General features: G+C 69.8%; 18 protein-coding genes, 3 rRNA genes and 1 pseudogene. 4 read left to right on the forward strand and 18 right to left on the reverse strand.

Annotation, left to right across the window (positions count from 1 at the left end; genetic code table 11):
* Positions 1 to 116: 116 nt before the first annotated feature.
* The 5 genes from ABWK59_RS12215 to ABWK59_RS12235 all read right to left on the reverse strand — a co-directional run bounded on the left by ABWK59_RS12215 (position 117) and on the right by ABWK59_RS12235 (position 5790).
* Complete coding sequence (locus tag ABWK59_RS12215) at positions 117 to 941, reverse strand: putative RNA methyltransferase (protein ID WP_354640442.1); 825 nt, start codon at positions 939 to 941, stop codon at positions 117 to 119.
* A 113-nt stretch (positions 942 to 1054) separates the two neighbouring features.
* The gene (locus ABWK59_RS12220; protein ID WP_354640444.1) at positions 1055 to 1486 is read right to left on the reverse strand and encodes a fic family toxin-antitoxin system, toxin component; all 432 of its coding nucleotides are present in this window, start codon (positions 1484 to 1486) and stop codon (positions 1055 to 1057) included.
* Positions 1483 to 1728, reverse strand: a complete 246-nt coding sequence (locus ABWK59_RS12225) for a toxin-antitoxin system HicB family antitoxin (RefSeq protein WP_354640446.1) — start codon at positions 1726 to 1728, stop codon at positions 1483 to 1485. The genes ABWK59_RS12220 and ABWK59_RS12225 overlap by 4 nt, the downstream gene beginning before the upstream one ends.
* Before the next feature lie 256 nt (positions 1729 to 1984).
* Positions 1985 to 3307 carry a class I SAM-dependent RNA methyltransferase gene (locus tag ABWK59_RS12230; RefSeq protein WP_354644926.1) on the reverse strand — a complete coding sequence of 441 codons (1323 nt, stop codon included), beginning with the start codon at positions 3305 to 3307 and terminating at the stop codon, positions 1985 to 1987.
* Positions 3308 to 3735: 428 nt separating this feature from the next.
* On the reverse strand, positions 3736 to 5790 hold the full coding sequence (locus ABWK59_RS12235; RefSeq protein ID WP_354640448.1) for an APC family permease: 2055 nt from the start codon (positions 5788 to 5790) through the stop codon (positions 3736 to 3738).
* A 244-nt stretch (positions 5791 to 6034) separates the two neighbouring features.
* Between ABWK59_RS12235 and ABWK59_RS12240 the strand changes: the two genes are divergently transcribed.
* A complete protein-coding gene (locus ABWK59_RS12240) occupies positions 6035 to 6703 on the forward strand; it encodes a potassium channel family protein (protein WP_354640450.1) in 669 nt (222 codons plus the stop codon).
* Complete coding sequence (locus tag ABWK59_RS12245; RefSeq protein ID WP_354640452.1) at positions 6703 to 7374, forward strand: potassium channel family protein; 672 nt, start codon at positions 6703 to 6705, stop codon at positions 7372 to 7374. Before ABWK59_RS12240 ends, ABWK59_RS12245 begins: the two co-directional genes overlap by 1 nt.
* Positions 7375 to 7484: 110 nt before the next feature.
* On the opposite strand, the gene ABWK59_RS12250 is transcribed toward ABWK59_RS12245, so the two are convergent.
* The 4 genes from ABWK59_RS12250 to ABWK59_RS12265 all read right to left on the reverse strand — a co-directional run bounded on the left by ABWK59_RS12250 (position 7485) and on the right by ABWK59_RS12265 (position 12143).
* On the reverse strand, positions 7485 to 8276 hold the full coding sequence (locus tag ABWK59_RS12250) for a DUF3159 domain-containing protein (protein ID WP_354640454.1): 792 nt from the start codon (positions 8274 to 8276) through the stop codon (positions 7485 to 7487).
* The gene (locus tag ABWK59_RS12255) at positions 8273 to 8683 is read right to left on the reverse strand and encodes an OB-fold nucleic acid binding domain-containing protein (protein ID WP_354640456.1); all 411 of its coding nucleotides are present in this window, start codon (positions 8681 to 8683) and stop codon (positions 8273 to 8275) included. Before ABWK59_RS12255 ends, ABWK59_RS12250 begins: the two co-directional genes overlap by 4 nt.
* 131 nt (positions 8684 to 8814) lie before the next feature.
* Positions 8815 to 9495 (reverse strand): response regulator, encoded by a 681-nt coding sequence (locus ABWK59_RS12260; protein ID WP_354640457.1) that lies wholly within the window; start codon positions 9493 to 9495, stop codon positions 8815 to 8817.
* On the reverse strand, positions 9492 to 12143 hold the full coding sequence (locus ABWK59_RS12265; protein WP_354640459.1) for an ATP-binding protein: 2652 nt from the start codon (positions 12141 to 12143) through the stop codon (positions 9492 to 9494). The genes ABWK59_RS12260 and ABWK59_RS12265 overlap by 4 nt, the downstream gene beginning before the upstream one ends.
* 219 nt (positions 12144 to 12362) lie before the next feature.
* Between ABWK59_RS12265 and ABWK59_RS12270 the strand changes: the two genes are divergently transcribed.
* Both ABWK59_RS12270 and ABWK59_RS12275 read left to right on the forward strand, forming a co-directional pair.
* Complete coding sequence (locus ABWK59_RS12270) at positions 12363 to 13577, forward strand: ROK family transcriptional regulator (protein WP_354640461.1); 1215 nt, start codon at positions 12363 to 12365, stop codon at positions 13575 to 13577.
* Positions 13578 to 13708: 131 nt separating this feature from the next.
* Positions 13709 to 14104, forward strand: a pseudogene (locus tag ABWK59_RS12275) (LLM class flavin-dependent oxidoreductase); the annotation flags it as partial.
* Between the two features lie 40 nt (positions 14105 to 14144).
* On the opposite strand, the gene ABWK59_RS12280 reads toward ABWK59_RS12275, so the two are convergent.
* From ABWK59_RS12280 to ABWK59_RS12320, 9 genes are all read right to left on the reverse strand, one after another.
* Positions 14145 to 14792, reverse strand: coding sequence for an ABC transporter permease (locus ABWK59_RS12280; RefSeq protein ID WP_354640463.1), 648 nt, complete (start codon positions 14790 to 14792; stop codon positions 14145 to 14147).
* Positions 14789 to 15601, reverse strand: a complete 813-nt coding sequence (locus ABWK59_RS12285) for an ABC transporter ATP-binding protein (protein ID WP_354640464.1) — start codon at positions 15599 to 15601, stop codon at positions 14789 to 14791. Before ABWK59_RS12285 ends, ABWK59_RS12280 begins: the two co-directional genes overlap by 4 nt.
* Positions 15602 to 15605: 4 nt before the next feature.
* Complete coding sequence (locus ABWK59_RS12290) at positions 15606 to 16649, reverse strand: ABC transporter substrate-binding protein (RefSeq protein WP_354640465.1); 1044 nt, start codon at positions 16647 to 16649, stop codon at positions 15606 to 15608.
* Positions 16650 to 16944: 295 nt separating this feature from the next.
* Positions 16945 to 17175, reverse strand: a complete 231-nt coding sequence (locus ABWK59_RS12295) for a putative leader peptide (RefSeq protein WP_354640466.1) — start codon at positions 17173 to 17175, stop codon at positions 16945 to 16947.
* Positions 17106 to 18110, reverse strand: a complete 1005-nt coding sequence (locus ABWK59_RS12300) for an AEC family transporter (RefSeq protein ID WP_354640467.1) — start codon at positions 18108 to 18110, stop codon at positions 17106 to 17108. Before ABWK59_RS12300 ends, ABWK59_RS12295 begins: the two co-directional genes overlap by 70 nt.
* A 111-nt stretch (positions 18111 to 18221) precedes the next feature.
* Positions 18222 to 18338: ribosomal RNA gene (gene rrf / locus ABWK59_RS12305) — 5S ribosomal RNA — on the reverse strand.
* A 69-nt stretch (positions 18339 to 18407) separates the two neighbouring features.
* A 23S ribosomal RNA gene (locus tag ABWK59_RS12310) occupies positions 18408 to 21514 on the reverse strand.
* Between the two features lie 285 nt (positions 21515 to 21799).
* Positions 21800 to 23321, reverse strand: a 16S ribosomal RNA gene (locus ABWK59_RS12315).
* Together the 16S, 23S and 5S rRNA genes form the textbook arrangement of a ribosomal RNA operon.
* A gap of 463 nt (positions 23322 to 23784) precedes the next feature.
* The gene (locus ABWK59_RS12320) at positions 23785 to 25470 is read right to left on the reverse strand and encodes a ribonuclease J (protein ID WP_354640469.1); all 1686 of its coding nucleotides are present in this window, start codon (positions 25468 to 25470) and stop codon (positions 23785 to 23787) included.
* Between the last annotated feature and the right edge of the window lie 72 nt (positions 25471 to 25542).

Below are 25542 nucleotides of genomic sequence, written 5' to 3' on the forward strand. Positions count from 1 at the left end.
AGCACCTTCACCGGCGGTTGGGGAAACCCACGGATTCCGCCCACCCCAACCGTTGCCCCGCGTCAACCGACGTGATCCGACCGCGCCCCGGGGTCACCGACGGGAGGCCACGGAGGTCACCGGTAGGTCGTCACCAGCACCGAGCCGGTCACCTCGACCGGCTCGGGCAGCCCGGCCAGCGCCGCCGCCAGCCGCTCGGGCGCGGTGTGCCAGGCGTTCGGGCCCATGCCCACCACGGCGGCCGCGTCGGCCCGGGACAGGCGCAGGGTGAACTCCACCTCCGCCCGGTCGGTACGGGTCAGGTGGGGGCTCAGCTTGTCCTCGATCCGGCGGTCCTTGTCCTCGTCCACCGAGAGCAGGCCGAGGCCGGCCACCAGTTCGTGCAGGTGACGGGAGGTCGGCGAGACGACCAGCAGCCGCCCGCCCGGGCGCAGCACCCGGCGGATCTCCGGCCCGTTGCGCGGGGCGAAGACGTTCAGCACCAGGTCGGCGCAGGCGTCCCGGAGCGGCAGCGGGCGCCAGGCGTCGCAGACGACGGCGCCGATCCGCGGGTGGGCCTTGGCGGCGCGGCGCAGCGCGTACTTCGAGATATCCAGGGCCGCGCCCGGCAGCTCGCCGCCGAGCCGGGTGAGGACGTGGGCGAGGTAGTGCCCGGTGCCGGCGCCGAGGTCGGCGACCAGGCCGGCCGCGCCCTGTGCGGCGTCGGCGAGGGCGTCGGCGATCGGACGGTAGTGGCCGGCCGCGAGGAAGGCGTCCCGGGCGGCGACCATCTCGGCGGTGTCGCCCGTCCCGGTGTGGGCGTCCCCGGGCAGCAGGCTGACGTAGCCCTGCCGCGCCTGGTCGAAGCTGTGCCCGGCGGGGCAGCGCAGGGTCCGGCCGTCGAGGGCGAGCGGCCCGCCGCAGTGCGGGCAGGCCAGGTAGGGCTCGATGTCCTGCAGCAAGGTGGTCCTCGTACGTCCGGGGGCGGGCGGCCCTCCAGCGTACTCAGCCCGGGCACGCGGACCCCGTCGGCCTCGGGCCGGCCCAAGGCCACCTGGGAGCCGCCGCGGTCCCGTCAGTCCGCCTCGTTGCCCTCGTCGTCGTCCCCGTCGCCGACCTCCTCGTCCTCAGGGTCCTCGACCACCCACATGCCGAGCCGTTCGGCGACGCCGGCGACGCCGAGCTTGCCCTCCCGGATGGCCCGGGCCAGGCTGCGCACCTCGCGGGCGGTGGTGGCGACGGTGCAGCCGCTGGCCACCAGGTACGCGTAGGCGACGGCGGTGGCGAACAGCTCGTTGCTGCGCTCCAGCGACGGCACCCGGATGAGCTGGTGCATCAGGGCCGCGGCGCGGTCCTGCGGCTCGGGGTAGACGGCGATGTCGAAGATCTCGGCCTGGTGCCGGGTGACGGCGGCCAGCAGGGATCCGTAGTCGGTGACGTGCGGGTCACCGGGGGTGTACTGCTCGGCGGTCATGAGCAGCCATGAGAGGTCGACCTCAAGGTTCAACGGCGCACATCCCGGAGCTCGCCGGTCGCCCGCTGCTCGCCGAACTCGGCGATGAAGGCCGTCTCGTACTCCTTCATGAACTGGGCGGCGGCGTCGACGAAGAGTCTGCCGGACTCGCCCATGTCCTGCTGCACCAGCCGTTCGATGTACTGGTTCATGCTGATCCCCTGCTGCTCGGCCCGCTCGCGGGCCATCTCGGCGGTGGTCGCATCCACCCGGACGTTCAGCTGCTTCTTGGCCATACTTAACGCTAGCGTTGAAGTGCTAGCACAACAAGGGCGCATTCCGGCCGCCCCCGCTCCCCACAGATGTCCGCTCACGCCCCGGTGGAAACCCCGGGGCGGTACCGTCCCGACGGCACCACCGCAGGCCGCGCACCCACCACCGCAGGCCGCGGGAAAGCCGCCCCAGCCCCCGGGAACGCCGAAGCCGCCCGCGCCTCGGGAGGCGGGGGCGGCTTCGGAACGGGCCGGAACCCGTCGGCGCGTCGCGGAACCGTCAGGCGCGGCCGGCGACCGGCTCCAGGACGGCCACGCACTCGAAGTGGTGGGTCATCGGGAACAGGTCGAACGCCCGCAGCGAGACCGGCCGGTACCCGCCCTCGCGGAAGAAGGCCAGGTCCCGGGCGAGGGCCGCCGGGTCGCAGGCGACGTACGCGATCCGGCGGGCCTGGAGGCCGACCAGGTGCGCGACGGTCTCCCGGCCCGCGCCCGCCCGCGGCGGGTCGAGGACGATCAGGTCGGTGCTGGTGATCCCGGTGCGCGGCAGCAGGGTCTCGACCTTGTCGCACTCGATCCGGACGTTCTCCAGCGCGGCCAGGTTGTGCCGGGCGTCGGCCACGGCCTGCTTGCCAGCCTCGATGCCGAGCACCGCGCCGTCCTCGCCGACCCGCTCGGCCAGCGCGCCCGCGAACAGGCCGACGCCGCAGTACAGATCGAGCGCCATCTCGCCCCACTGCGGGTCGAGACCGGTCAGCACCGCGTCCACCAGGGTGTCCGGGGCCTGCGGGTGGATCTGCCAGAAGCCGCCGTCGCTGACCCGCCAGGTGCGGTCGGCGGCCCGCTCGCGGACGAAGGTCCGGCCGTGCACCCGGTGCATCAGCTCCTGCTCGTCGACCCGGGAGATGGACACCTCACGGTCCAGCTCCACCAGCGGCAGCTGGGCGCCCGGCCGCGGCCGGAGGATCACCTGCCGGTCCGAGGACCCGGTCGCGGCCACCGCCTCGACGGACTCCATCCCGGGCCAGGTCCGGGACTCGATGCCCAGCTCGGTCACCCCGGGGGCGGCGATCAGGCAGCGGTCGATCGGCTGGACGTCGTGCGAGCGGTGCTTGCGCAGGCCGACCGCGCCGGACTCGTCCACGGCGTACTGGACGCGGGTGCGCCAGGCCGGGACCTCGCCGGCCGCCAGCTTGCCGCCCACCGGCTCCACCGAGCCGTCCCAGCCCGCCTCGGCCGGGGTGAGCCCGGCCAGCTTGGCCAGCTGCTCGGTGAGCACCTGGGCCTTGAGCTTGCGCTGGCCTCCGGGGGTGACGTGCTGCCAGTCGCAGCCGCCGCACTTGCCGGGGCCGGCGAACGGGCAGGGCGGGGTGATCCGCTCCTTGGCGGCCTCCAGCACCTCCACCGCGTCGGCCCGCAGGAACCGGGAGGTGGTGGTGCCCTCGGTGACCCGGACGACCACCCGCTCGCCGGGCAGCGCGTGCCGGACGAACAGCACCCGGCCCTCGTGCCGGGCCACGCAGTGCCCGCCGCCGTGCGCCACCGGGCCGACCTCGACCTCGTAGCGCTCGCCGACCAGCGGGTCGCCGCTCGGGACCCTCAGCGCCGGGTCGGTGGTGCGCAGCGCCTTCGGCGGCCGGACGGCCTGCTTGCGCGGCGCGGACCGCCGGTCGCGGCCACCGCCGCCACCGGCACCGCCGCCGGCCCGGGACGGCTGACCACCGGCCCGGGAGGCCCGGTCGGCGCGCTCGGCCTTCCCGGCCGCCGGACGGCGCTCGGGACGGTCGGCGGCGGCCCGGTCCCGCCCGGTGGACTCGGCGGGCTCGGGCCGCTCGGCCGGGACGCGCGGCGCGGTCTGCGCCGTGAACCCCTCGCGGTCGGTGGCGGCCGGGCGGGCCGACCGGTTGCTCCAGCGGGGGTGGGCCACCTGCCCCGGCTTGGCCCCGGACTTGCCGGACTTCCCGGGCTTCCCGGGCTTCCCGGACTTGCCTGACTTGCCGGAGCCCCCGGAGCGGGGCGGGTTGTTGCGGGTCACTGGGATGCGTCCTTGCCGGTGTCAGCGGAGGCGGAGGTGGAATCGGCGGAGGCTCTCGCGGGCTGGCGCCGGGGCTCGCCGCGGCGGACGGCGCCGGGCGCGGACCAGGCCTTCTGCGGCTTGCGCCGCTCCGAGGACTCCAGCTGCCAGGGTACGGAAGTCACCATGACCCCGGGCTTGAACAGCAGCCGGCCCTTGAGCCGCAGGGCGCTCTGGTTGTGCAGCAGGTGCTCGTACCAGTGACCCACCACGTACTCCGGGATGTACACCGAGACCACGTCGCGCGGGCTGTTGCGGCGCAGGTTCTTGACGTACTCCAGGACCGGGCCGGTGATCTCGCGGTACGGCGAGTCGAGCACCTTCAGCGGCACCTCGATGCCGCGCTCGTCCCACTCCCTGCGCAGGGCGGCGGTGTCGGCCGGGTCGACGTTGACGGTCACCGCCTCCAGGGTGTGCGAGCGGGCCAGCCGGGCGTACGCCAGGGCGCGCAGGGCGGGCTTGTGCAGCTTGGAGACCAGCACGATGCCGTGGACGCGGGTGGGCATCACCACGTCGTCCGCCTCCTCGGCGGCGACCAGCTCCCGCGAGACGCGGTCGTAGTGGCGGCGGATCGCCTTCATCATCACGAAGAGCACCACCATGGCGGCGATCGCGATCCAGGCGTGGCTGATCTTGGTGGCCAGCACCACGATCAGCACGGCCATGGTCATCACCAGGCCGAAGGTGTTGATCGCCCGGCTGCGCTGCATGTGGGCGCGGACCTTGGGGTCGGTCTCGGTGCGCAGCAGCCGGGTCCAGTGCCGGATCATGCCGGACTGGCTCATGTTGAACGCGACGAAGACGCCGACGATGTACAGCTGGATCAGCCGGGTCGGGTCGGCGTCGAACGAGATGATGAACAGGATCGCGACCAGCGCCAGCAGGATGATGCCGTTGGAGAAGGCCAGCCGGTCGCCGCGGGTGTGCAGCTGGCGGGGCAGGTAGCGGTCCTGGGCGAGGATCGAGCCGAGCACCGGGAAGCCGTTGAAGGCGGTGTTGGCCGCCAGCACCAGGATCAGGCCGGTGACGGCCGCCACGAAGTAGAAGCCCGGGGTGAAGTTGGAGAACACCGCCTCGCTGATCTGCGCCAGCGCGGTCTTCTGGTGGTAGTCGGCCGGGGCGCCCACCAGCTGGTGGTCCTCCTCGGCCATCTGCACGCCGGTGAGCCGGGCCAGCCAGATGATGCCCATGAACATCACCACGGCGATGGTGGCCATCATCAGCAGGGTGGTGGCGGCGTTCTTGCTCTTCGGCTTGCGGAAGGCCGGGACGCCGTTGGAGATCGCCTCCACACCGGTCAGCGCGGCACAGCCGGAGGAGAACGCCTTCAGCAGCAGGAACACCATGGCGAAGCCGGCCAGCGAGTCGTCGCCGGGCAGCGCCTCCAGGTGGAAGGCCGCGCTCTCGGCGTGCATGTCCTGGCCGAGGCCGAAGTAGCGGAAGGCGCCGTACAGCACCATGCCGACCACGCCGACCATGAAGGCGTAGGTGGGGACGGCGAAGGCGCTGCCGGACTCCCGCACGCCGCGCAGGTTCATGCCCATGAGGAGCACGACGACCAGCACGGACAGTCCCAGTTCGTGGCCGCGCAGCGACGGGACGGCGGAGACCACGTTGGCCACGCCCGAGGTGGTGGACACGGCCACGGTGAGCACGTAGTCCACCATCAGCGCGCTGGCCACCACCAGGCCGGAGTTCGGCCCGTGGTTGACCGTGGCGACCTCGTAGTCACCGCCGCCGCTGGGGTAGGCGTGCACGTTCTGCCGGTACGAGGCGACCACCGCGAGCATCACGACGGCGACCACGATGCCGATCTGCCACGAGAAGTGGAGCGCCGAGACGCCGGCGACCGACAGGGTGAGCAGGATCTCCTCGGGGGCGTAGGCGACCGAGGAGAGGGCGTCGGACGCGAACACGGGTAGCGCGATGCGCTTGGGCAGCAAGGTCTCACCGAGCTTGTCACTGCGCAGCGCACGCCCGATCAGGATGCGTTTCGGTAGGTCAGCAGGCATAGGCACAGAGGAATCGTAGGGGCTCCCGCGCCGAGAGCCGACTACCGGTGGCACCTCCGTCGAGACTCTGTTCGGTGGACCGGCTAGCGTGTCGGATGACGGGTCGGCGGGCAACACCAGGGTTGTCCGGCGCGTCGAAGCCGCGGCGCGGCCGAGGACCCATCCCCCACCACGGGGGCCACGGAAGGAAGATGAGCGATGTCTGCGCAGGTCATGACCCCAGCGGAAAGGGTGAGGTAGTCCCGTGCACATCGTCATCATGGGCTGCGGGCGCGTGGGCTCCGCACTCGCCAGAGCCCTGGAGAAACGGGGTCACTCGGTCGCCGTGGTCGATCAGGATCCGACCGCGTTCCGCCGCCTGGGCGCCGGGTTCAACGGCCGCCGGGTCACCGGCGTGGGCTTCGACCAGGACACCCTGAAGGAGGCGGGCATCGAGGAGGCGGGTGCCTTCGCCGCCGTCTCCAGCGGTGACAACTCCAACATCATCGCGGCCCGGGTGGCCCGGGAGAACTTCGGCGTGGAGCACGTCGCGGCCCGGATCTACGACCCCCGGCGTGCCGAGGTCTACCAGCGGCTGGGCATCCCCACCGTGGCCACCGTCCGCTGGACGGCCGACCAGATGCTGCGCCGGCTGCTGCCGAGCGGCGCCGAGCCGCTGTGGCAGGACCCGTCGGGCAGCGTGCAGCTGGCCGAGGTGGCGTTCTCGCACGACTGGGTCGGCCACCGGCTGAGCGCGCTGGAGGAGGCCGCGAACGTGCGTGTCGCGTTCATCACGCGGCTCGGCGAGGGCATGCTGCCCACCCCGCAGATGGTGGTGCAGGAGGGCGACCTGGTGCATGTGATGCTCCGCCGCTCCGAGCTGGCCGCGGTCGAGGCCGCGTTCGCCAAGGGCCCCGAGGAGGGTGGTCAGTGATGCGCGTCGCAATCGCCGGAGCCGGCGCGGTCGGCCGTTCGATCGCGGGCGAGCTCCTGGAGAACGGGCACGACGTCCTGCTCATCGACAAGAACCCGAACTCCATCTCGGTGGAGCGGGTGCCCATGGCGGAGTGGCTGCTGGCCGACGCCTGCGAGATCACCTCGCTGGACGAGGCGGCGCTGCAGCGCTGCCAGGTGGTGATCGCCGCCACCGGTGACGACAAGGTCAACCTGGTGGTGTCGCTGCTCGCCAAGACCGAGTACGGCGTGCCGCGGGTGGTCGCCCGGGTGAACAACCCGAAGAACGAGTGGCTGTTCAACGAGTCCTGGGGCGTGGACGTCGCGGTGTCCACCCCGCGCCTGATGTCCGCGCTGGTCGAGGAGGCCGTCAGCGTCGGCGACCTGGTCCGGCTGATGCGCTTCAGCCAGGGCAACGCCAACCTGGTGGAGCTGACCCTGGCCGCCGACACCGAGCTGGTCGGCACCCGGGTCGGCGACGTGGCCTGGCCGGTGGACACCGCGCTGGTGACGATCATCCGCGAGGGCCGGGTGCTCGTCCCGGGCAAGGACGACACCCTGGAGGGCGGCGACGAGCTGCTCTTCGTCGCGGCCCAGGAGCGCGAGGAGGAGCTGGAGGACCTGCTCTCCGCCGTCTCCGGCGCCCAGTAGGCACGGGCACCACGACGCGACCACGACGAGGGGCCGTACCCGGATCGCCGGGTACGGCCCCTCGTCGTGGTCGGTGGTCCGTCGTGGTCCGCGGTGCGGCCCGGACCCCGTCAGTCCTGCTCGGGCTCGGGGTCGGCCTTGATCGGGGCCGGGGCCTTGAGGAGGATCCGCCAGGTCACGTACATCGCCAGCACCAGGGCCGGGATGCCGAGGGCGGTCTTCAGCCAGCCCAGCAGGGTGGTGTTGCCGCTCAGGTACAGCGGGAAGAGGATCGCCGGCTTGATGCCCATGATCACCACCCAGGCCCAGGTGGCCTTGGTGTACGCGGCGAGGCGGCCGGGGTTCCTGGTCCGCCAGGTGAACATCTCGCCGGTGACCGGGCCGAGCATCAGGCCGACCAGCGGCCAGCGGACGAGGGCAGAGATCGCCAGGGCCACGCAGTAGCCGACGTTGTAGAGCAGGCCCGGGAGGTAGAAGTCCTCGGCCTTGCCGGTCTTCATGGCGATCCAGGCGCCGATGGCCACGCCGAACACGCCGCTGAAGGCGTGCTGGATGGTCTCCCGGCGCAGCAGCCGGACCACCACGAACAGCCCGCTCAGGCCGAGCGCGGCCCAGGCCGCGGCGGGCACCTGGTGGGTGATGTTGAAGGTGAGGATGAAGACCAGGCCGGGCAGCGTCATGTCGATCATGCCGCGCACGCCGCCGAAGGCCTGCATCACCGACTCGGCGGCGGCCTTGGAGGCGGCCTCGTCCTCGGCGGCCTTGCGGGCCGCCTCGGAGGCCTCGAAGTGGCGTCCGGCCGACTCGACCACCGCCTCGGTGAGTGCGCTGTCGACGCGGGCGGCCAGCGACTCGTCGCCGGCCGTACGGGCGGCGGGGTCGCCGCCGGGCAGGTTGGTCACGCTGATTCGCTCCCGTGTCCGACCGGACGCAGCTCGTATCGGGGGTTGAAGAGCACGCGGCGCCCGCGTGCGTGGCTGATCCGGCCGGTGGCGATGAGCCGGCGGCCCGGCTCTATGCCGGTGATCGAACGGCGCCCGAGCCAGACCACGTCCAGCGCCTCGGTGCCGTCGAACAGCTCGGCCTCCAGGGCGGGAACCCCGGCCCGGGGGCGGAGGGTAACCGTGCGCAGGGTGCCGGCCACGGTGACCACGTCGCGGTCCGCGCAGCTGGCGATCGGGGTGCAGCCCGACTCCGCGGTGTCCTGCCGGAGCTCCTGGGCCTCCAGCTCCTCCGAGGAGGAGGTCAGCCGGTTGAGCATGCGGCGGAAGCGGCCCTGCGGCTGCTCGCTGCTGATGTCACCACTCATGTCGGAAAGGCTACCGGTTCCGCTCACCCGGACGGCAGAGGCGCAGGTCCCGGACCCTGCCGGATGACGTACCCTGGCCCGCCGCCGACGCCCCCGACGCCGCTGCCGCCACCGGACGGCCGGCCCAGGGCTCAGGGCTCGAAGCGGTATCCCATACCCGGCTCGGTGATGAAGTGGCGCGGGTGCGACGGGTCCGTCTCCAGCTTGCGGCGCAGCTGGGCGAGGTAGACCCGCAGGTAGTTGGTCTCCTTGCGGTAGGCCGGGCCCCAGACCTCCTGGAGCAGCTGGGTCTGGCTGACCAGCCGGCCGGCATTGCGGACCAGCACCTCCAGCAGGTGCCACTCGGTCGGGGTGAGGCGGACGTCGGTGCCGTCCCGGTTGACCTTCTTGGCGGCCAGGTCGACGGTGAAGGTCGCGGTGGCCACCACCGGGCCGTCCTCGCCGGCCACCGGCTCGGCGCGGCGGACGGCGGCCCGCATCCGGGCGAGCAGCTCGTCCATGCCGAACGGCTTGGTGACGTAGTCGTCGGCGCCGGCGTCGAGCGCCTCGACCTTCTCGTCGGAGGCGTGCCGGGCGGAGAGCACGATGATCGGGACTCGGGTCCAGCCGCGCAGGCCCCTGATCACCTCGACGCCGTCCATGTCCGGCAGGCCGAGGTCGAGGACGATCACGTCCGGGTGGCGGGCGGCGGCCAGTTCCAGGGCTCCGGCGCCGTCCTGGGCGGAGTCGACCTCGTATCGGCGGGCCTTCAGGTTGATCACCAGCGCGCGGACGATCTGGGGTTCGTCGTCCACGACGAGGACCCGGGTCATACGGGCTCCGCCTTCCGTTGGGGGGTGGTGGGGTCGGTGGGGGCATCCCCGGCGTCGCCCCGGCCGTCGGCCACGGCGGCGGCCACGGCGGCGGCCACGGCAGCCCCGGCGGCCGGCGGCGCGGGGAGGTCGGCGGCGGGCAGCGAGACCACCATGGTGAGCCCGCCGCCGGGGGTGTCCTCGGCGGTGACGGTGCCGCCCATCGCCTCGGCGAAACCGCGCGCCACGGCCAGGCCGAGGCCCACGCCGGCGCCGCGCGGGGCGTCCCCGTACCGCTGGAACGGGGCGAAGATCCGCTCCCGGGCCTCCTCCGGGACGCCGGGTCCGCGGTCGACGATCCGCAGCTCCACCCGGCGGGGTCCGTCCGCGGGCTTCAGCGCGTCCGCCTTCACCAGAACGGGGACTCCGGCGGGGCTGTACTTGACGGCGTTCTCGACCAGGTTGGCCAGCGCGCGCTCCAGCAGCCCGGCGTCGGCCCGGACCATCGGCAGCGACTCGGGCACGTCGGTCCGGACGGCCGCGGCCGGCACCCCGCCGAGCGCGTACGGGACCACCTCGTCCAGGTCGGTGGGCTGGAGCAGCGGGGTGACCGTGCCGGTCTGCAGGCGGCTCATGTCGAGCAGGTTGTCGATCAGGTGGGCGAGCCGGGCGGCGCCGGACTCGATGGACGCCAGCAGTTCGGCCTCGTCCTCCTCGTCCCACTCCACGTCCTCGGCGCGCAGCGAGCTGACGGCGGCCTTGATGGCGGCCAGCGGGGTGCGCAGGTCGTGCGAGACGGCGGCGAGCAGGGCGGTGCGGATCCGGTTGCCCTCGGCCTGGCGGCGCGCGGCGGCGGCCTCGCCGGCCAGCCGGCGGCGTTCCAGCACGGCGACGGCCTGGGCGGCGAAGGCGCCGAGCAGCCGGCGGTCCTCGGCAGGCAGGACACGGCCGGACAGCACCAGGGCGACCAGCTCGCCGACCGGCACGTCCACGTCGGCGTCCTCCGGCCGCCCGGGCACGCCGGGGCCGACGGCGGCGACCACCTGCCAGGCGCTGTGCTCGTCCGGGCGCTCCAGCAGGGCCACCGTCTCCTGCTGGAAGGTCTCGCGGACCTGGTCGAGCAGGGCGGTCAGCGCCCCCTCACCGGTGGGGGCGCCGCGCAGCACCGTCCCGGCCAGCGCGCTGAGGGTCTGCGCCTCGGCCTGGCTGCGGGCGGCCTGCTGGCTGCGCCGGGCGGCCACGTCCACCACGGTGGCGACCGCGATGCCGACCGTGGTGAAGATCGCCACGGCGGCGATGTTCTCCGGCTCGTCGATGGTCAGGGTGTGCAGCGGCGGGGTGAAGAAGTAGTTCAGCGCGGTGGAGCCGATCAGGGCCGAGGCGATGGCCGGGAGGAGGCCGCCGACCAGGGCCGCACCGACCGTCAGTGACAGGAAGAGCAGCATGTCGGTGCTCAGCCCGAGGCCGAGGTTGCTGAGCACCAGGGCGAGCAGCGGCGGGCCGCCGACGCCGAGCAGCCAGCCGGCGGTCGTCCTGGTCCGGCCGAGGTCGGTGATCCGGCGGACCGGGATCCGGCCGAGCCCCCGGGCGGCGTGCTCGTGGGTGACCATGTGGACGTCTATGTCCCCGGAGTCCCGGGTGACGGTGGCGCCGACACCCGGCCCGTACAGGTACTGCCACATCCTGCGGCGGCTGGTGCCCAGCACGATCTGGGTGGCGTTGACCCCGCGGGCGAACTCCAGCAGCCCGGCGGCCGCCTCCTCGCCCAGCACCACGTGGAAGGAGCCGCCAAGGCTCTCCACCAGCGCCCGCTGCTCGATCAGGGTCTGCGGGGAGCCGCCGCGGCTGAGGCCGTCCGAGCGGGAGATGTGCACGGCGAGCAGCTCGCCGCCGGAGCCGCGGGCCGCGATCCGGGCCGCCCGGCGGATCAGGGTGGCGCCCTCGGGTCCGCCGGTCAGGCCGACCACGATCCGCTCCCGGGCCTGCCAGGTGCCCTTGATGCCCTGCTCGGCGCGGTAGCGCTGGAGGTACTCGTCCACCCGGTCGGCCGTCCACAGCAGGGCCAGCTCGCGCAGCGCGGTCAGGTTGCCGGGGCGGAAGTAGTGGGCGAGGGCCGCGTCGATCCGCTCCGGCGCGTACACGTTGCCGTGGGCCAGGCGGCGGCGCAGCGCCTTCGGGTCCATGTCGACCAGCTCGATCTGGTCGGCCCGGCGGACCACCTCGTCGGGGACGGTCTCGCGCTGGCGGACGCCGGTGATGCCCTCGACCACGTCGCCGAGGGACTCCAGGTGCTGGATGTCGACGGTGGAGACGACGTCGACGCCGGCCGCCAGCAGTTCCTCCACGTCCTGCCAGCGCTTGGCGTTGCGGGAGCCGGGGGCGTTGGTGTGGGCGAGTTCGTCCACCAGGGCGACCGCCGGGCGGCGGGCCAGCAGGGCGTCCAGGTCGAGTTCGGCGAACCGGGCGCCGCCGTGCTCCAGCAGCTGCCGCGGGACGGCCTCCAGACCCTCGATCAGGTCGGCGGTGAACCGGCGGTCGTGGTGCTCGACGACGCCGATCACCACATCGGCGCCGCGGGCCAGCCGGCGGTGGGCCTCGGACAGCATGGCGTACGTCTTGCCGACCCCGGGGGCCGCCCCGAGGTAGATCCGCAGCCTTCCCCGTGCCATGTCACCATTCTGGTCCCGCCCGGGGGACACACTCCTCCGGGCACCTGTCCGCCGCCTTCGAGACTACGGTCCCCGGCCGCTCCCGACCTGCGTCCGAGCAGGTCCCGGGCCGGTTTTAGCGGCATTTTGACGCTGCCCTGCCGTTCGGGCACCAGGCCTCCGCTCGCACCGTCACGCCGCCGCCACCCGGGTGCAACACCCCGCTGCCAGCATCGGGGGATGCTCTCCCTGGTCGCACCCCCCGTGCCCGGCCGGCCCGCGCAGCCCGTCGAGGGCGGTGGCGCCGGCGCCGTGCTCCGCACCGTCCTGGCGGGCGGACCGCTCACCCGGGCCGCCGTCGGCCGGGCCACCGGCCTGAGCCCGGCCGCGGTCTCCCGGCACACCACCGACCTGATCGGCCTCGGCCTGCTGCGCGAGCTGGCCCCGCACGGTCCGCCCCGGGCCGGCCGCCCCCGGCTGCCGCTGGACGTCGACACCCGCCACCACCTGGCCGTCGGGGTGCACATCGGCGTCCCCCGGATCACCTTCTCCCTGCTGGACCTGCGCGGCCGGGTGGTCGCCCGGGAGCGGCTGCCCCGCGCCGGCGGACCGGCCGCGGTGCTCCGGACGGTCCGCGACCACCTGCCCTCGTTCACCGCCCGCCGGTCGGCCGGCCGCTCGCTGCTCGGCCTCGGCGTGGTCACCGGCGGCTGGGTCGACGCCGGGACCGGCACGGTCGTCGAGCACGGCCCGCTCGGCTGGCGCGACGTCCCGGTCCGCGACCTGCTCGCCGACGCCACCCGGCTGCCCGTGCACCTGGACGGCCACGCCCGCGCCCTGGCCCGGGCCGAGCTGCTGTTCGGCGCCGGACGCGGCGCCACCGAACTGGTCCAGCTGTTCGTCGGCAACGTGGTGGACGCCGCCATCGTCACCGGCGGCACCGTACTGACCGGCCGCCGCTCCCGCGCCGGGGACATCGGCCACCTGCCGGTCCCCGGCTCCACCGAGCCCTGCCCCTGCGGCCGGACCGGCTGCCTCCAGGCCACCGTCTCCGAGGCGGCCACCGCCCGCCGCGCCCACGCGCTCGGGCTGGTCCCCGCCCCCGAGTTCGACCTGCTGCTCGCTCTGGCCGCCGCCGGGGACCCGGCCGCTCTGCGGCTGTTCGAGGACCGGCTGCGCATGGCCGCGCCCGCCGCCGCGCTGCTGATCGACCTGCTCAACCCGGAGGTCCTGGTGGTCGCCGAGGCCGGCCTCGCGGTCGCCCCGCAGCTCGCCGGGCGGCTGCACGGGCTGGTCGCCGAACACGCCCGCCCGGAGCCCGTCCAGCTGGTGACCGCCGCCTCCTTCGGGACGGACCTGCTGGCGGTGGCCGCCGGCGCCGGGGTGCTGGACAGCGCCTACCGCCGGCCGATGGACCTGCGCACGGCCCGTACGACGGCGTCAACGCCGCATTAATTCCGCCGGCCGACGGATCGTTGTCGCCCCGGGTGCGCGCCGGAAGGATTCCGACCATCCCGTTCCTCCTCCGCACCCGGAGCGTGTCCGTCATGCCCGAGAACCGCCAACTGCACTTCAACCTCTTCCTGATGGGCGTCGGCCACCACGAGGCCGCCTGGCGCCACCCCCGCACCGACCCGGCCCTGGCCGGGGACGTCGGGCACTTCCAGCGGCTGGCCCGCCAGGCCGAGGCCGCCGCCTTCGACTCGGTCTTCCTCGCCGACGGGGTGGAGGCCCGCTCGGACGGCGGCTGGGGCCTGATCAGCGCCTTCGAACCGTTCACCCTGCTCGCCGCGGTCGCCGCCGCCACCGAGCGGATCGGCCTGATCGGCACCGTCTCCACCGGCTTCACCGAGCCGTACAACCTGGCCCGCCAGTTCGCCTCGCTGGACCACATCAGCGGCGGCCGCGCCGGCTGGAACATCATCACCTCCGCCGGCGACCGCGCCGCCCAGAACTTCGGCCGCAGCGCCAACCAGGAGCACGCCGTCCGCTACGAGCGGGCCGACGAGTTCCTCCGGGTGGTCACCGCGCTCTGGGACAGCTGGGAGGACGACGCCCTGGTCCTTTTTGGAACAGCCGCGGCGCGGACAGGTCCAGCGACCGGGCCAGCCGCAGCAGGGTCGGGTCGACCGTGCGGACCGCGCTGATGGTGTTCAGCAGGACCGGCCAGAGGCAGGCGTACAGCACGATCGAGATCTTCGAGGTCTCCCCGATGCCGAGGATCAGCACGAACACCGGCAGCAGCGCGAGCGCCGCGGTGTTGCGGAACAGCTCCAGCAGCGGGCTCAGCAGGTCGGCCACCGGCCGGTACCAGCCGATCAGCAGGCCCAGCGATACCCCGACCGCCACCGCCAGACCGAACCCGCTGAACGAACGGGCCAGGCTCGCCTGCGTGTTGGCGGCCAACTGCCCGCTCTCCAGCAGCCCCCACCAGGCGTCCAGCACCTCGCTGAACGGGGGCAGGAAGGTCCGGTCCACCAGCGCGAGCCGGGGTGCCAGCTCCCAGACGGCCAGCAGCGCGGCGATCGCCACGCTCTTGGTCAGCCCCCGGAGGACCGGCCGCAGCACCCCGGGGAGGCGCGCCGTCCGGTGCGCCACGACGGGCCGTACCGGCACTGCTACAGGTGCCGGTACGGGTGCCGTGACCGGAGTCCCGAGATCGGTGCTCATGCCGCGCTCACCTCCCTCTCCAGCCGCTGGGCGCGGCTGACCTCGTCGTGCAGCAGGGTCCAGATCTCGTGCCGGTAGCGGGCGAACTCGGGGCTGGAGCGCAGGTCCTGGGCCTCTCGGCGGTCGCCGAGGTCGATCGGGACGATCTCCTTCACCCGTCCGGGCCGCGAGGTCAGCACCGCCACCCGCTGCCCGAGGTAGACCGCCTCCTCGATGCCGTGGGTGATGAACAGCACCGTCTTGCCGGTGCGCTCCCAGATCCCGAGCAGCTCGTCCTGGAGCGACTCGCGGGTCTGCGCGTCCAGCGCGGCGAACGGCTCGTCCATCAGCAGCACCCCGGGGTCGTAGGCGAGGCTGCGGGCGATCGCCACCCGCTGCCGCATGCCGCCGGAGAGCTCGTGCGGATGCCGGTCCTCGAACCCGGTCAGGCCGACCAGGTCCAGGTACTCGCGGGCGCGGGCGGCCCGCTGCCGGCGCGGCACCCCGACCGCCTCCAGGCCGAACTCGACGTTGCCCTGGGCGCTGCGCCACGGCAGCAGCGCGTACTGCTGGAAGACGGTGCTGCGGTCGAGCCCCGGGCCGGTGACCGGCCGGCCGTCCAGCAGGATCTCCCCGGTGGTCGGCGTGGTCAGCCCGCCGAGCAGGTCCAGCAGGGTGGACTTGCCGCAGCCGCTGGGCCCGACCAGGACGGTGAACTCACCGGCGGCGATCTCCAGGTCCACCGCGTCGACCGCGAGGAACTCGCCGCCGGCCCGGCCGCGGACCGGGAAGGTCTTGGTGACGCCCCGGAAGCTGATCTGCGCGCTCATGCCCTCAACTCCCGCTCGGCACGGGGGAGGCCGTGGCCGCCGCGTCGTCGTGGTTGAACTCGTTGGTGTAGAGGTCGCCGGGCCGGACCTGGCCCGCCTTGATGTCCCCGTGCTCGACCAGCCAGTCGATCCACAGCCGGAACTCGGCGTCGGAGATCCGCCCCCCGCTCTCGGCGACGCCGGTGGACTGCCAGTACTTCAGCGAGGCGGTGTCCTCGTTGCGGCCGCGCCGCCGGACGATCTCGGTGCTGCGGGCGATGACCTCCTCGCGCGGCACCGTCCTGGCCCACTCGATCGTCCTGGCCACCCCGGTGGTGAAGATCCGTGCGGTGTCCGGGTTCTCCTTCAGGAACCGGTTGGTGAGCACGTAGGTACCGGCGCTGAACCGGCCCAGCAGGTCGAAGTCGGAGAACAGCGGCCGGATCCCGCCCGCGGCCAGCGCCTTGTCGCGCAGGATGCCGCCGAGCACCCCGACCTCGATCTGCCGTTGCCGCAACGCCTGTTCGGTGTTGACCGGCGGGATGACGGTCGGTTCGACCTTGCCGATCTCGGCGGTGGTCAGGCCGTTGCGCTGCAGGTGGACGTCGAGGACGGCCTCGCTGTGCGCGCCGAGGGTGTTCATGCCGACCTTCTTGCCGAGCAGGTCGCGGGCCGAGCGGATCGGACTGTCCTGGAGCACGTAGTAGCCGCTGAACGCCTTCTCGTCCACGCCGTAGTAGCTGATGACGGCCTTCACCGGCGCCCCGGCGGCGATCAGCTTCACCACCGCGCCGTTGAAGGCGCCGCCGAAGTCGATCTGCCCGGTGGCCGCCGACTGGATGTCCTGCGGGCCGCTGATGGTGTTGCCCACCCACTCCAGCTTGACGTCCTCCAAGTAGCCCAGGTCCTCGGCGAGTTCGGGCAGGGTCACCTGCCCCGCCCAGCCCTGGTATCTGAGTCTGCGGGTCCCGCCCCCACGTCCGGGTGAGGCGGTGGCCTGCCCGCAGGCGGCAGCCGCGGCCCCCAGGGCGGCGAGGGTGAGGAACTGGCGGCGCGAGGTCGCAGGCATGGCGAAGTCCTTTGCAGGCAGCGGGAGGACGCCGGCCGGGACGGCCGAACCCGGCACCGGCCCCGGCGGACGGGGGCAGGCGCGGGCGCGGGCAGCGGCGCGGGACGGCGGAAAGGGTGGGAGGGACGCCCTGACGGTCACCCGGGAAGCGGCGTACGGGCGGTGACGGATGAGCGCACCGGACGGGTCCCCGACGGGAGCGGCCCGGGACAGGCCGAGGCAGACGGGACAGCCAGGTCAGGAGAGGAAGCGCGGTGCGCGGGGGACGGCGGCGGTCACGGCCGCCGGGCCGTCATCAGCGGCAGGCGGCACAGATCGCACTCGCGTGCCGTCGGAGATCGACGTGCAGGCGGCCCACAAGGCTGACGGATCGGCTCACACGTTCAGCGTTCCAGTGCCGGCGGACCGGGGTCAACGAATGTTCCGGCCGGGGAAGAAACCCTCCCGGGCCGCGGCTCAGCCGGGTACCGGACCGAGCAGCCAGGTCACCAGGGTCAGCGTCAGCATCGACACCAGCGTGGTGCACAGCACCGCGTCCCGGGGCAGCGCGGTGCTCCGGTCGTACTGGCGGGCGTAGATGAACACGTTCTGCGCGGTCGGCAGCGCGGAGAACAGCACCGCCACCAGGAGCCGGGACGGCGGCAGGTCCAGCACCCACGCCCCCACGGCATAGGCCACCAGCGGCTGCAGCAGGTTCTTCACCAGGACCGTCACCGTCAGCTCGGCCCGGGCCCGCCGCGCCTCACCGGCCTGCACGGCCGGCCGGGTGTGCAGCGACATCCCGAGCGTCACCAGCGCCGTCGGCACCCCCGCACCACCCAGCAGCTCCACCGACTTCCCCACGGCCTGCGGCAGTTGCCACCCGGCCACCGAGAACACACAGCCCAGGGCGGAGGCCATGATGATCGGGTTCCGCACCGGCAGCAGCAGCGTCCGCCGCACCCGATCCCAGGCCGAACCGCCGCTCCCCCGCGCGGCGACCTCACCGTCGTTACCGTCGCCGCCGTCACCCTGCGGGCCCCGGCGACCGGCGTCCACCAGCGCCAGGATCACCGGAGTGACCAGCAGCACCTGGAACAACATCACCGGCGCGACGAACGAGGCATCCCCGAACACCTGCACCGACACCGGGATCCCCAGGTTCCCGGAGTTCACGTACCCGGCCGCCATCCCGCCGATCGCCCGGTCCGCCGTCGCCCGGCCGAGCCACCCGCTCGCCAGGAACCCCAGCCCCGAGGCCACCACCGTGCCCGCGACAAAGGCCAGCATCGAGGCATTGGCGAAGCTGCTCAGCGAGGTCCTCGCCACCATCGTGAACAGCGCGGCCGGCATCGCCACATGGAACACGAACCGCCCGAGCACCGCCTCCGCCTGGTCGCCGAGCAGACCGCTCCGGCTGACCAGGTAGCCGATCGCGGTGAGGACCCAGATCGGCACGAAGGTCGACAGCAGCGCGTTCACGGCCACAGTCAACCAGCCGGTCCACGGCCCAGGCCGTCCAGGTCACCCCTGAACTCCCCCGGAAATGCGAAAAGGGCCCCGCACGAATGCGGGGCCCTTCCCTGAATGATTGTTCGGCGGCGTCCTACTCTCCCACAGGGTCCCCCCTGCAGTACCATCGGCGCTGTGAGGCTTAGCTTCCGGGTTCGGAATGTAACCGGGCGTTTCCCTCACGCTATGACCACCGAAACACTATGAAACTATCCGCCGGCAAGACGGGTCGTGGTTTCAGAACCAACACAGTGGACGCGAGCAACTGAGGACAAGCCCTCGGCCTATTAGTACCGGTCAACTCCACCCCTCACAGGGCTTCCATATCCGGCCTATCAACCCAGTCGTCTACTGGGAGCCTTACCCTCTCAAGGAGGTGGGAGTGCTCATCTCGAAGCAGGCTTCCCGCTTAGATGCTTTCAGCGGTTATCCCTCCCGAACGTAGCCAACCAGCCATGCCCTTGGCAGGACAACTGGCACACCAGAGGTTCGTCCGTCCCGGTCCTCTCGTACTAGGGACAGCCCTTCTCAACACTCCTACGCGCACAGCGGATAGGGACCGAACTGTCTCACGACGTTCTAAACCCAGCTCGCGTACCGCTTTAATGGGCGAACAGCCCAACCCTTGGGACCTACTCCAGCCCCAGGATGCGACGAGCCGACATCGAGGTGCCAAACCATCCCGTCGATATGGACTCTTGGGGAAGATCAGCCTGTTATCCCCGGGGTACCTTTTATCCGTTGAGCGACGGCGCTTCCACAAGCCACCGCCGGATCACTAGTCCCTACTTTCGTACCTGCTCGACCCGTCAGTCTCACAGTCAAGCTCCCTTGTGCACTTACACTCAACACCTGATTGCCAACCAGGCTGAGGGAACCTTTGGGCGCCTCCGTTACCCTTTGGGAGGCAACCGCCCCAGTTAAACTACCCACCAGACACTGTCCCTGATCCGGATCACGGACCCAGGTTAGACATCCAGCACGACCAGAGTGGTATTTCAACGTCGACTCCACAACAACTGGCGTTGCCGCTTCAAAGTCTCCCACCTATCCTACACAAGCCGAACCGAACACCAATATCAAGCTATAGTAAAGGTCCCGGGGTCTTTCCGTCCTGCTGCGCGAAACGAGCATCTTTACTCGTAATGCAATTTCACCGGGCCTGTGGTTGAGACAGTCGAGAAGTCGTTACGCCATTCGTGCAGGTCGGAACTTACCCGACAAGGAATTTCGCTACCTTAGGATGGTTATAGTTACCACCGCCGTTTACTGGCGCTTAAGTTCTCAGCTTCGCCTAGCCGAAACTAGACTAACCGGTCCCCTTAACGTTCCAGCACCGGGCAGGCGTCAGTCCGTATACATCGCCTTACGGCTTCGCACGGACCTGTGTTTTTAGTAAACAGTCGCTTCTCGCTGGTCTCTGCGGCCACCCCCAGCTCGGAGTGCAAGACTCGTCACCAGGAATGGCCCCCCTTCTCCCGAAGTTACGGGGGCATTTTGCCGAGTTCCTTAACCACAGTTCACCCGAACGCCTCGGTATTCTCTACCTGACCACCTGAGTCGGTTTAGGGTACGGGCCGCCATGAAACTCGCTAGAGGCTTTTCTCGACAGCATAGGATCATCCACTTCACCACAATCGGCTCGGCATCAGGTCTCAGCCTCAATGAGTGACGGATTTGCCTATCACTCGGCCTACACCCTTACCCCGGGACTACCACCGCCCGGGCTGGACTACCTTCCTGCGTCACCCCATCGCTCACCTACTACCACCTTGGTTCAGCGGCTCCACCACTCCCCTTCGCCCGAAGGCTCCGGGGCGGCTTCACGGCCTTAGCATCAGAGGGTTCAACGTTGGCGCTTCAAAGCGGGTACGGGAATATCAACCCGTTGTCCATCGACTACGCCTGTCGGCCTCGCCTTAGGTCCCGACTTACCCTGGGCAGATCAGCTTGACCCAGGAACCCTTGGTCAATCGGCGCAAGAGTTTCCCACTCTTGTATCGCTACTCATGCCTGCATTCTCACTCGTGAACCGTCCACAACTCGATTCCTCGGCTGCTTCACCCGGCACACGACGCTCCCCTACCCATCCACACAGCCGTTGGGCCTACACGTGTGAATGACACGACTTCGGTGGTGTACTTGAGCCCCGCTACATTGTCGGCGCGGAATCACTTGACCAGTGAGCTATTACGCACTCTTTCAAGGGTGGCTGCTTCTAAGCCAACCTCCTGGTTGTCTCTGCGACTCCACATCCTTTCCCACTTAGCACACGCTTAGGGACCTTAGTCGGTGTTCTGGGCTGTTTCCCTCTCGACCATGGAGCTTATCCCCCACAGTCTCACTGCCGTGCTCTCACTTACCGGCATTCGGAGTTTGGCTAAGGTCAGTAACCCGGTGAGGCCCATCGCCTATCCAGTGCTCTACCTCCGGCAAGAAACACACGACGCTGCACCTAAATGCATTTCGGGGAGAACCAGCTATCACGGAGTTTGATTGGCCTTTCACCCCTAACCACAGGTCATCCCCCAGGTTTTCAACCCTGGTGGGTTCGGTCCTCCACACGGTCTTACCCGCGCTTCAACCTGCCCATGGCTAGATCACTCCGCTTCGGGTCTTGGGCGTGCAACTCAATCGCCCTATTCGGACTCGCTTTCGCTACGGCTACCCCACACGGGTTAACCTCGCTACACACCGCAAACTCGCAGGCTCATTCTTCAAAAGGCACGCAGTCACAGTCCGAAGACTGCCCCCACGGCTTGTAGGCACACGGTTTCAGGTACTATTTCACTCCGCTCCCGCGGTACTTTTCACCATTCCCTCACGGTACTATCCGCTATCGGTCACCAGGGAATATTTAGGCTTAGCGGGTGGTCCCGCCAGATTCACACGGGATTTCTCGGGCCCCGTGCTACTTGGGAGATGAGCAAGCAAGCCGCTAATGTTTCGTCTACGGGGGTCTTACCCTCTACGCCGGACCTTTCGCATGTCCTTCGACTACACCAACGGTTTCTGACTCGCCGACCGGCCGGCAGACCGATCAAGCTCATTCCCACGACCCCCAAGCGGCAACCCCTGCCGGGTCTCACACCACTTGGGTTTAGCCTCATCCGGTTTCGCTCGCCACTACTCCCGGAATCACGGTTGTTTTCTCTTCCTGCGGGTACTGAGATGTTTCACTTCCCCGCGTTCCCTCCACACTGCCTATGTGTTCAGCAGCGGGTGACAGCCCATGACGACTGCCGGGTTTCCCCATTCGGACACCCCCGGATCAAAGCTCGGTTGACAGCTCCCCGGGGCCTATCGCGGCCTCCCACGTCCTTCATCGGTTCCTGGTGCCAAGGCATCCACCGTGCGCCCTTAAAAACTTGGCCACAGATGCTCGCGTCCACTGTGCAGTTCTCAAACAACGACCAGACACCCACACTCAACACCCCGAACCGGGATGCCTCGCATGAGGCCGGCAACTCTGAAGCAACAACCTTGATGGCCGTTCCTTCAGGACCCAACAGCGTGCCCGACCCGATCCCTCGCAAACAATCACGTTCCACGCCGAAGCAGTACTAGTGGCTTGCGCCAAACCGGTGCCGAATAGTCAACGTTCCACCCATGAGCAACCGTGCGAGACATTCGCTCGCAGTCGGCCATGTGCTCCTTAGAAAGGAGGTGATCCAGCCGCACCTTCCGGTACGGCTACCTTGTTACGACTTCGTCCCAATCGCTGGTCCCACCTTCGACGGCTCCCTCCCAAGGGTTAGGCCACCGGCTTCGGGTGTTACCGACTTTCGTGACGTGACGGGCGGTGTGTACAAGGCCCGGGAACGTATTCACCGCAGCATGCTGATCTGCGATTACTAGCAACTCCAACTTCATGGGGTCGAGTTGCAGACCCCAATCCGAACTGAGGCCGGCTTTTTGGGATTCGCTCCGCCTCGCGGCATCGCAGCCCTTTGTACCGACCATTGTAGCACGTGTGCAGCCCAAGACATAAGGGGCATGATGATTTGACGTCGTCCCCACCTTCCTCCGAGTTGACCCCGGCAGTCTCCTGTGAGTCCCCATCACCCCGAAAGGCATGCTGGCAACACAGAACAAGGGTTGCGCTCGTTGCGGGACTTAACCCAACATCTCACGACACGAGCTGACGACAACCATGCACCACCTGTACACCGACCACAAGGGGGCGCCCATCTCTGGACGTTTCCGGCGTATGTCAAGCCTTGGTAAGGTTCTTCGCGTTGCGTCGAATTAAGCCACATGCTCCGCTGCTTGTGCGGGCCCCCGTCAATTCCTTTGAGTTTTAGCCTTGCGGCCGTACTCCCCAGGCGGGGAACTTAATGCGTTAGCTGCGGCACCGACGACGTGGAATGTCGCCAACACCTAGTTCCCAACGTTTACGGCGTGGACTACCAGGGTATCTAATCCTGTTCGCTCCCCACGCTTTCGCTCCTCAGCGTCAGTAATGGCCCAGAGATCCGCCTTCGCCACCGGTGTTCCTCCTGATATCTGCGCATTTCACCGCTACACCAGGAATTCCGATCTCCCCTACCACACTCTAGCCTGCCCGTATCGAATGCAGACCCGGGGTTAAGCCCCGGGCTTTCACATCCGACGCGACAGGCCGCCTACGAGCTCTTTACGCCCAATAATTCCGGACAACGCTCGCACCCTACGTATTACCGCGGCTGCTGGCACGTAGTTAGCCGGTGCTTCTTCTGCAGGTACCGTCACTTGCGCTTCTTCCCTGCTGAAAGAGGTTTACAACCCGAAGGCCGTCATCCCTCACGCGGCGTCGCTGCATCAGGCTTTCGCCCATTGTGCAATATTCCCCACTGCTGCCTCCCGTAGGAGTCTGGGCCGTGTCTCAGTCCCAGTGTGGCCGGTCGCCCTCTCAGGCCGGCTACCCGTCGTCGCCTTGGTGGGCCGTTACCCCACCAACAAGCTGATAGGCCGCGGGATCATCCTGCACCGCCGGAGCTTTCCACCCACCCCCATGCAGGAGCAGGTCATATCCGGTATTAGACCTCGTTTCCAAGGCTTGTCCCAGAGTGCAGGGCAGATTTCCCACGTGTTACTCACCCGTTCGCCACTGATCCACCCCGAAGGGCTTCACCGTTCGACTTGCATGTGTTAAGCACGCCGCCAGCGTTCGTCCTGAGCCAGGATCAAACTCTCCGTGAATGTCAACCCGTGATCGGGCATCCCACTCGCGGAAGAGCGGCACGGCAACCACCGGAATAAGGTGATCCCGCGCACTGCGTCCTCGCTAGTGTTATTTCAAAAGGAATCTCCAACAAGACCATGACGGCCTCGCCGGGGATGTCAACATATCTGGCGTTGACTTTTGGCACGCTGTTGAGTTCTCAAGGAACGGACGCTTCCTTCGGACCGCCTTCCAGCGGGCCCTCCGGGCGCTTCGTTCTTTCGTGTTTCCAGCTTATCAGATGTTTTCCGCTCCGTTTTCCGGAGTTTCATTCATCCGCTTCGCTTTCGCCTTTCGGCGCTCCCGAACTCTACCAGAGTTCTTCCGGTCGTTTTCCCGCTCGAAGTTCGAACTCCGATCGGAATTCGAAAAGCGGGCCACCCGGCCGTGGGGCAACCCGGAGAACATTACGCACCGGGCTGCCCCACGTCAAATCGGGCCTCAGACCTCGACCACGACCGGAACGATCATCGGCCGGCGGCGGTAGTTGTCCGCCACCCACTTGCCGATGGTCCGCCGGACCAGCTGCTGGATCTGGCGGATCTCCAGCACGCCCTCGTTGGCGGACTTGGTGAGCGCCTCCTCCAGCTTCGAGGCCACCGAGGTGAACGCCGCGTCCTCGATGCCGGAGCCGCGGGCCTGGATGGTCGGGCCGCTCACGATCTTGCCGTTGGTGGAGTCGACCACCACGAAGACCGAGATGAAGCCCTCCTCGCCGAGGATCCGGCGGTCCTTCAGGGAGGCCTCGGTGATGTCGCCGACCGAGGAGCCGTCCACGTAGACGTACCCGGCCTGGACCTTGCCGACGATCCGCGCGACGCCGTCCTCCAGGTCGACGCAGACGCCGTCCTCGGCGATGACCGTGCGGTTGCGCGGGATGCCGGTGAGGATGCCGAGGTCGGCGGCCGCCCGCAGGTGGCGCCACTCGCCGTGCACCGGCATGAGGTTGCGCGGCTTGCAGATGTTGAAGAAGTACAGCAGCTCGCCGGCCGAGGCGTGGCCGGAGACGTGCACCTTGGCGTTGCCCTTGTGGACGACCTTGGCGCCCCAGCGGGTCAGGCCGTTGATGACCCGGTAGACCGCGTTCTCGTTGCCCGGGATCAGCGAGGAGGCCAGCACCACGGTGTCGCCCTCGACGATCCGGATCTGGTGCTCGCGGTTGGCCATCCGGGACAGCGCCGCCATCGGCTCGCCCTGGGAGCCGGTGCAGATCAGCACGACCTCCTTCTCGGGCAGGTCGTCCAGCGTCTTGACGTCGACGATCAGGTTGCCGGGCACCTTGAGGTAGCCGAGGTCGCGGGCGATGCCCATGTTGCGGACCATCGAGCGGCCGACGAAGGCCACCTTGCGCTTGTACTCGTGCGCGGCGTCCAGCACCTGCTGGATGCGGTGCACGTGGCTGGCGAAGGAGGCCACGATGATCCGGCGGTCGGCGTTGGCGAAGACGTTCCGCAGCGCCGAGGAGATGTCCCGCTCGTGCGGGATGAAGCCGGGGACCTCGGCGTTGGTGGAGTCCACCAGCAGCAGGTCCATGCCCTCCTCGGCCAGCTTGGCGAAGGTGGGCAGGTCGGTCAGCCGGCCGTCCAGCGGCAGCTGGTCCATCTTGAAGTCACCGGTGGCCACGACCATGCCCGCGGGGGTGCGGACCGCGACCGCCAGGGCGTCCGGGATGGAGTGGTTGACCGCGATGAACTCGCAGTCGAACGGGCCGATCCGCTCGCGGTGACCCTCGGCGACCTCCAGCACGTACGGCCGGATCCGGTGCTCGGCGAGCTTGGCCTCGATCAGCGCCAGGGTGAGCTTCGAGCCGATCAGCGGGATGTCCGGGTTCTCCCGGAGCAGGTACGGGACGGCACCGATGTGGTCCTCGTGCCCGTGGGTCAGGACGATGCCGTCGATCTTGTCGAGGCGGTCCCGGATGTAGCTGAAGTCCGGGAGGATCAGGTCGACGCCCGGCTGCTCGTCCTCGGGGAACAGCACGCCGCAGTCGACGATCAGGATGCGGTCGCCGTACTCGAAGACCGTCATGTTGCGCCCGATCTCACCGAGTCCGCCGAGCGGGGTGATCCGGAGCGCGCCCTCCTTGAGGGCCGGCGGTGCGCCGAGTTCGGGATGCGGGTGGCTCAAATCGCTCTCCTCACGACGAACGCCATATGCCCGGGGTCCTCCCCCGGGGACATATGGCGTACGTCCATCGTC

This window comes from Kitasatospora sp. HUAS MG31 (assembly GCF_040571325.1).
GTDB lineage: Bacteria > Actinomycetota > Actinomycetes > Streptomycetales > Streptomycetaceae > Kitasatospora > Kitasatospora camelliae.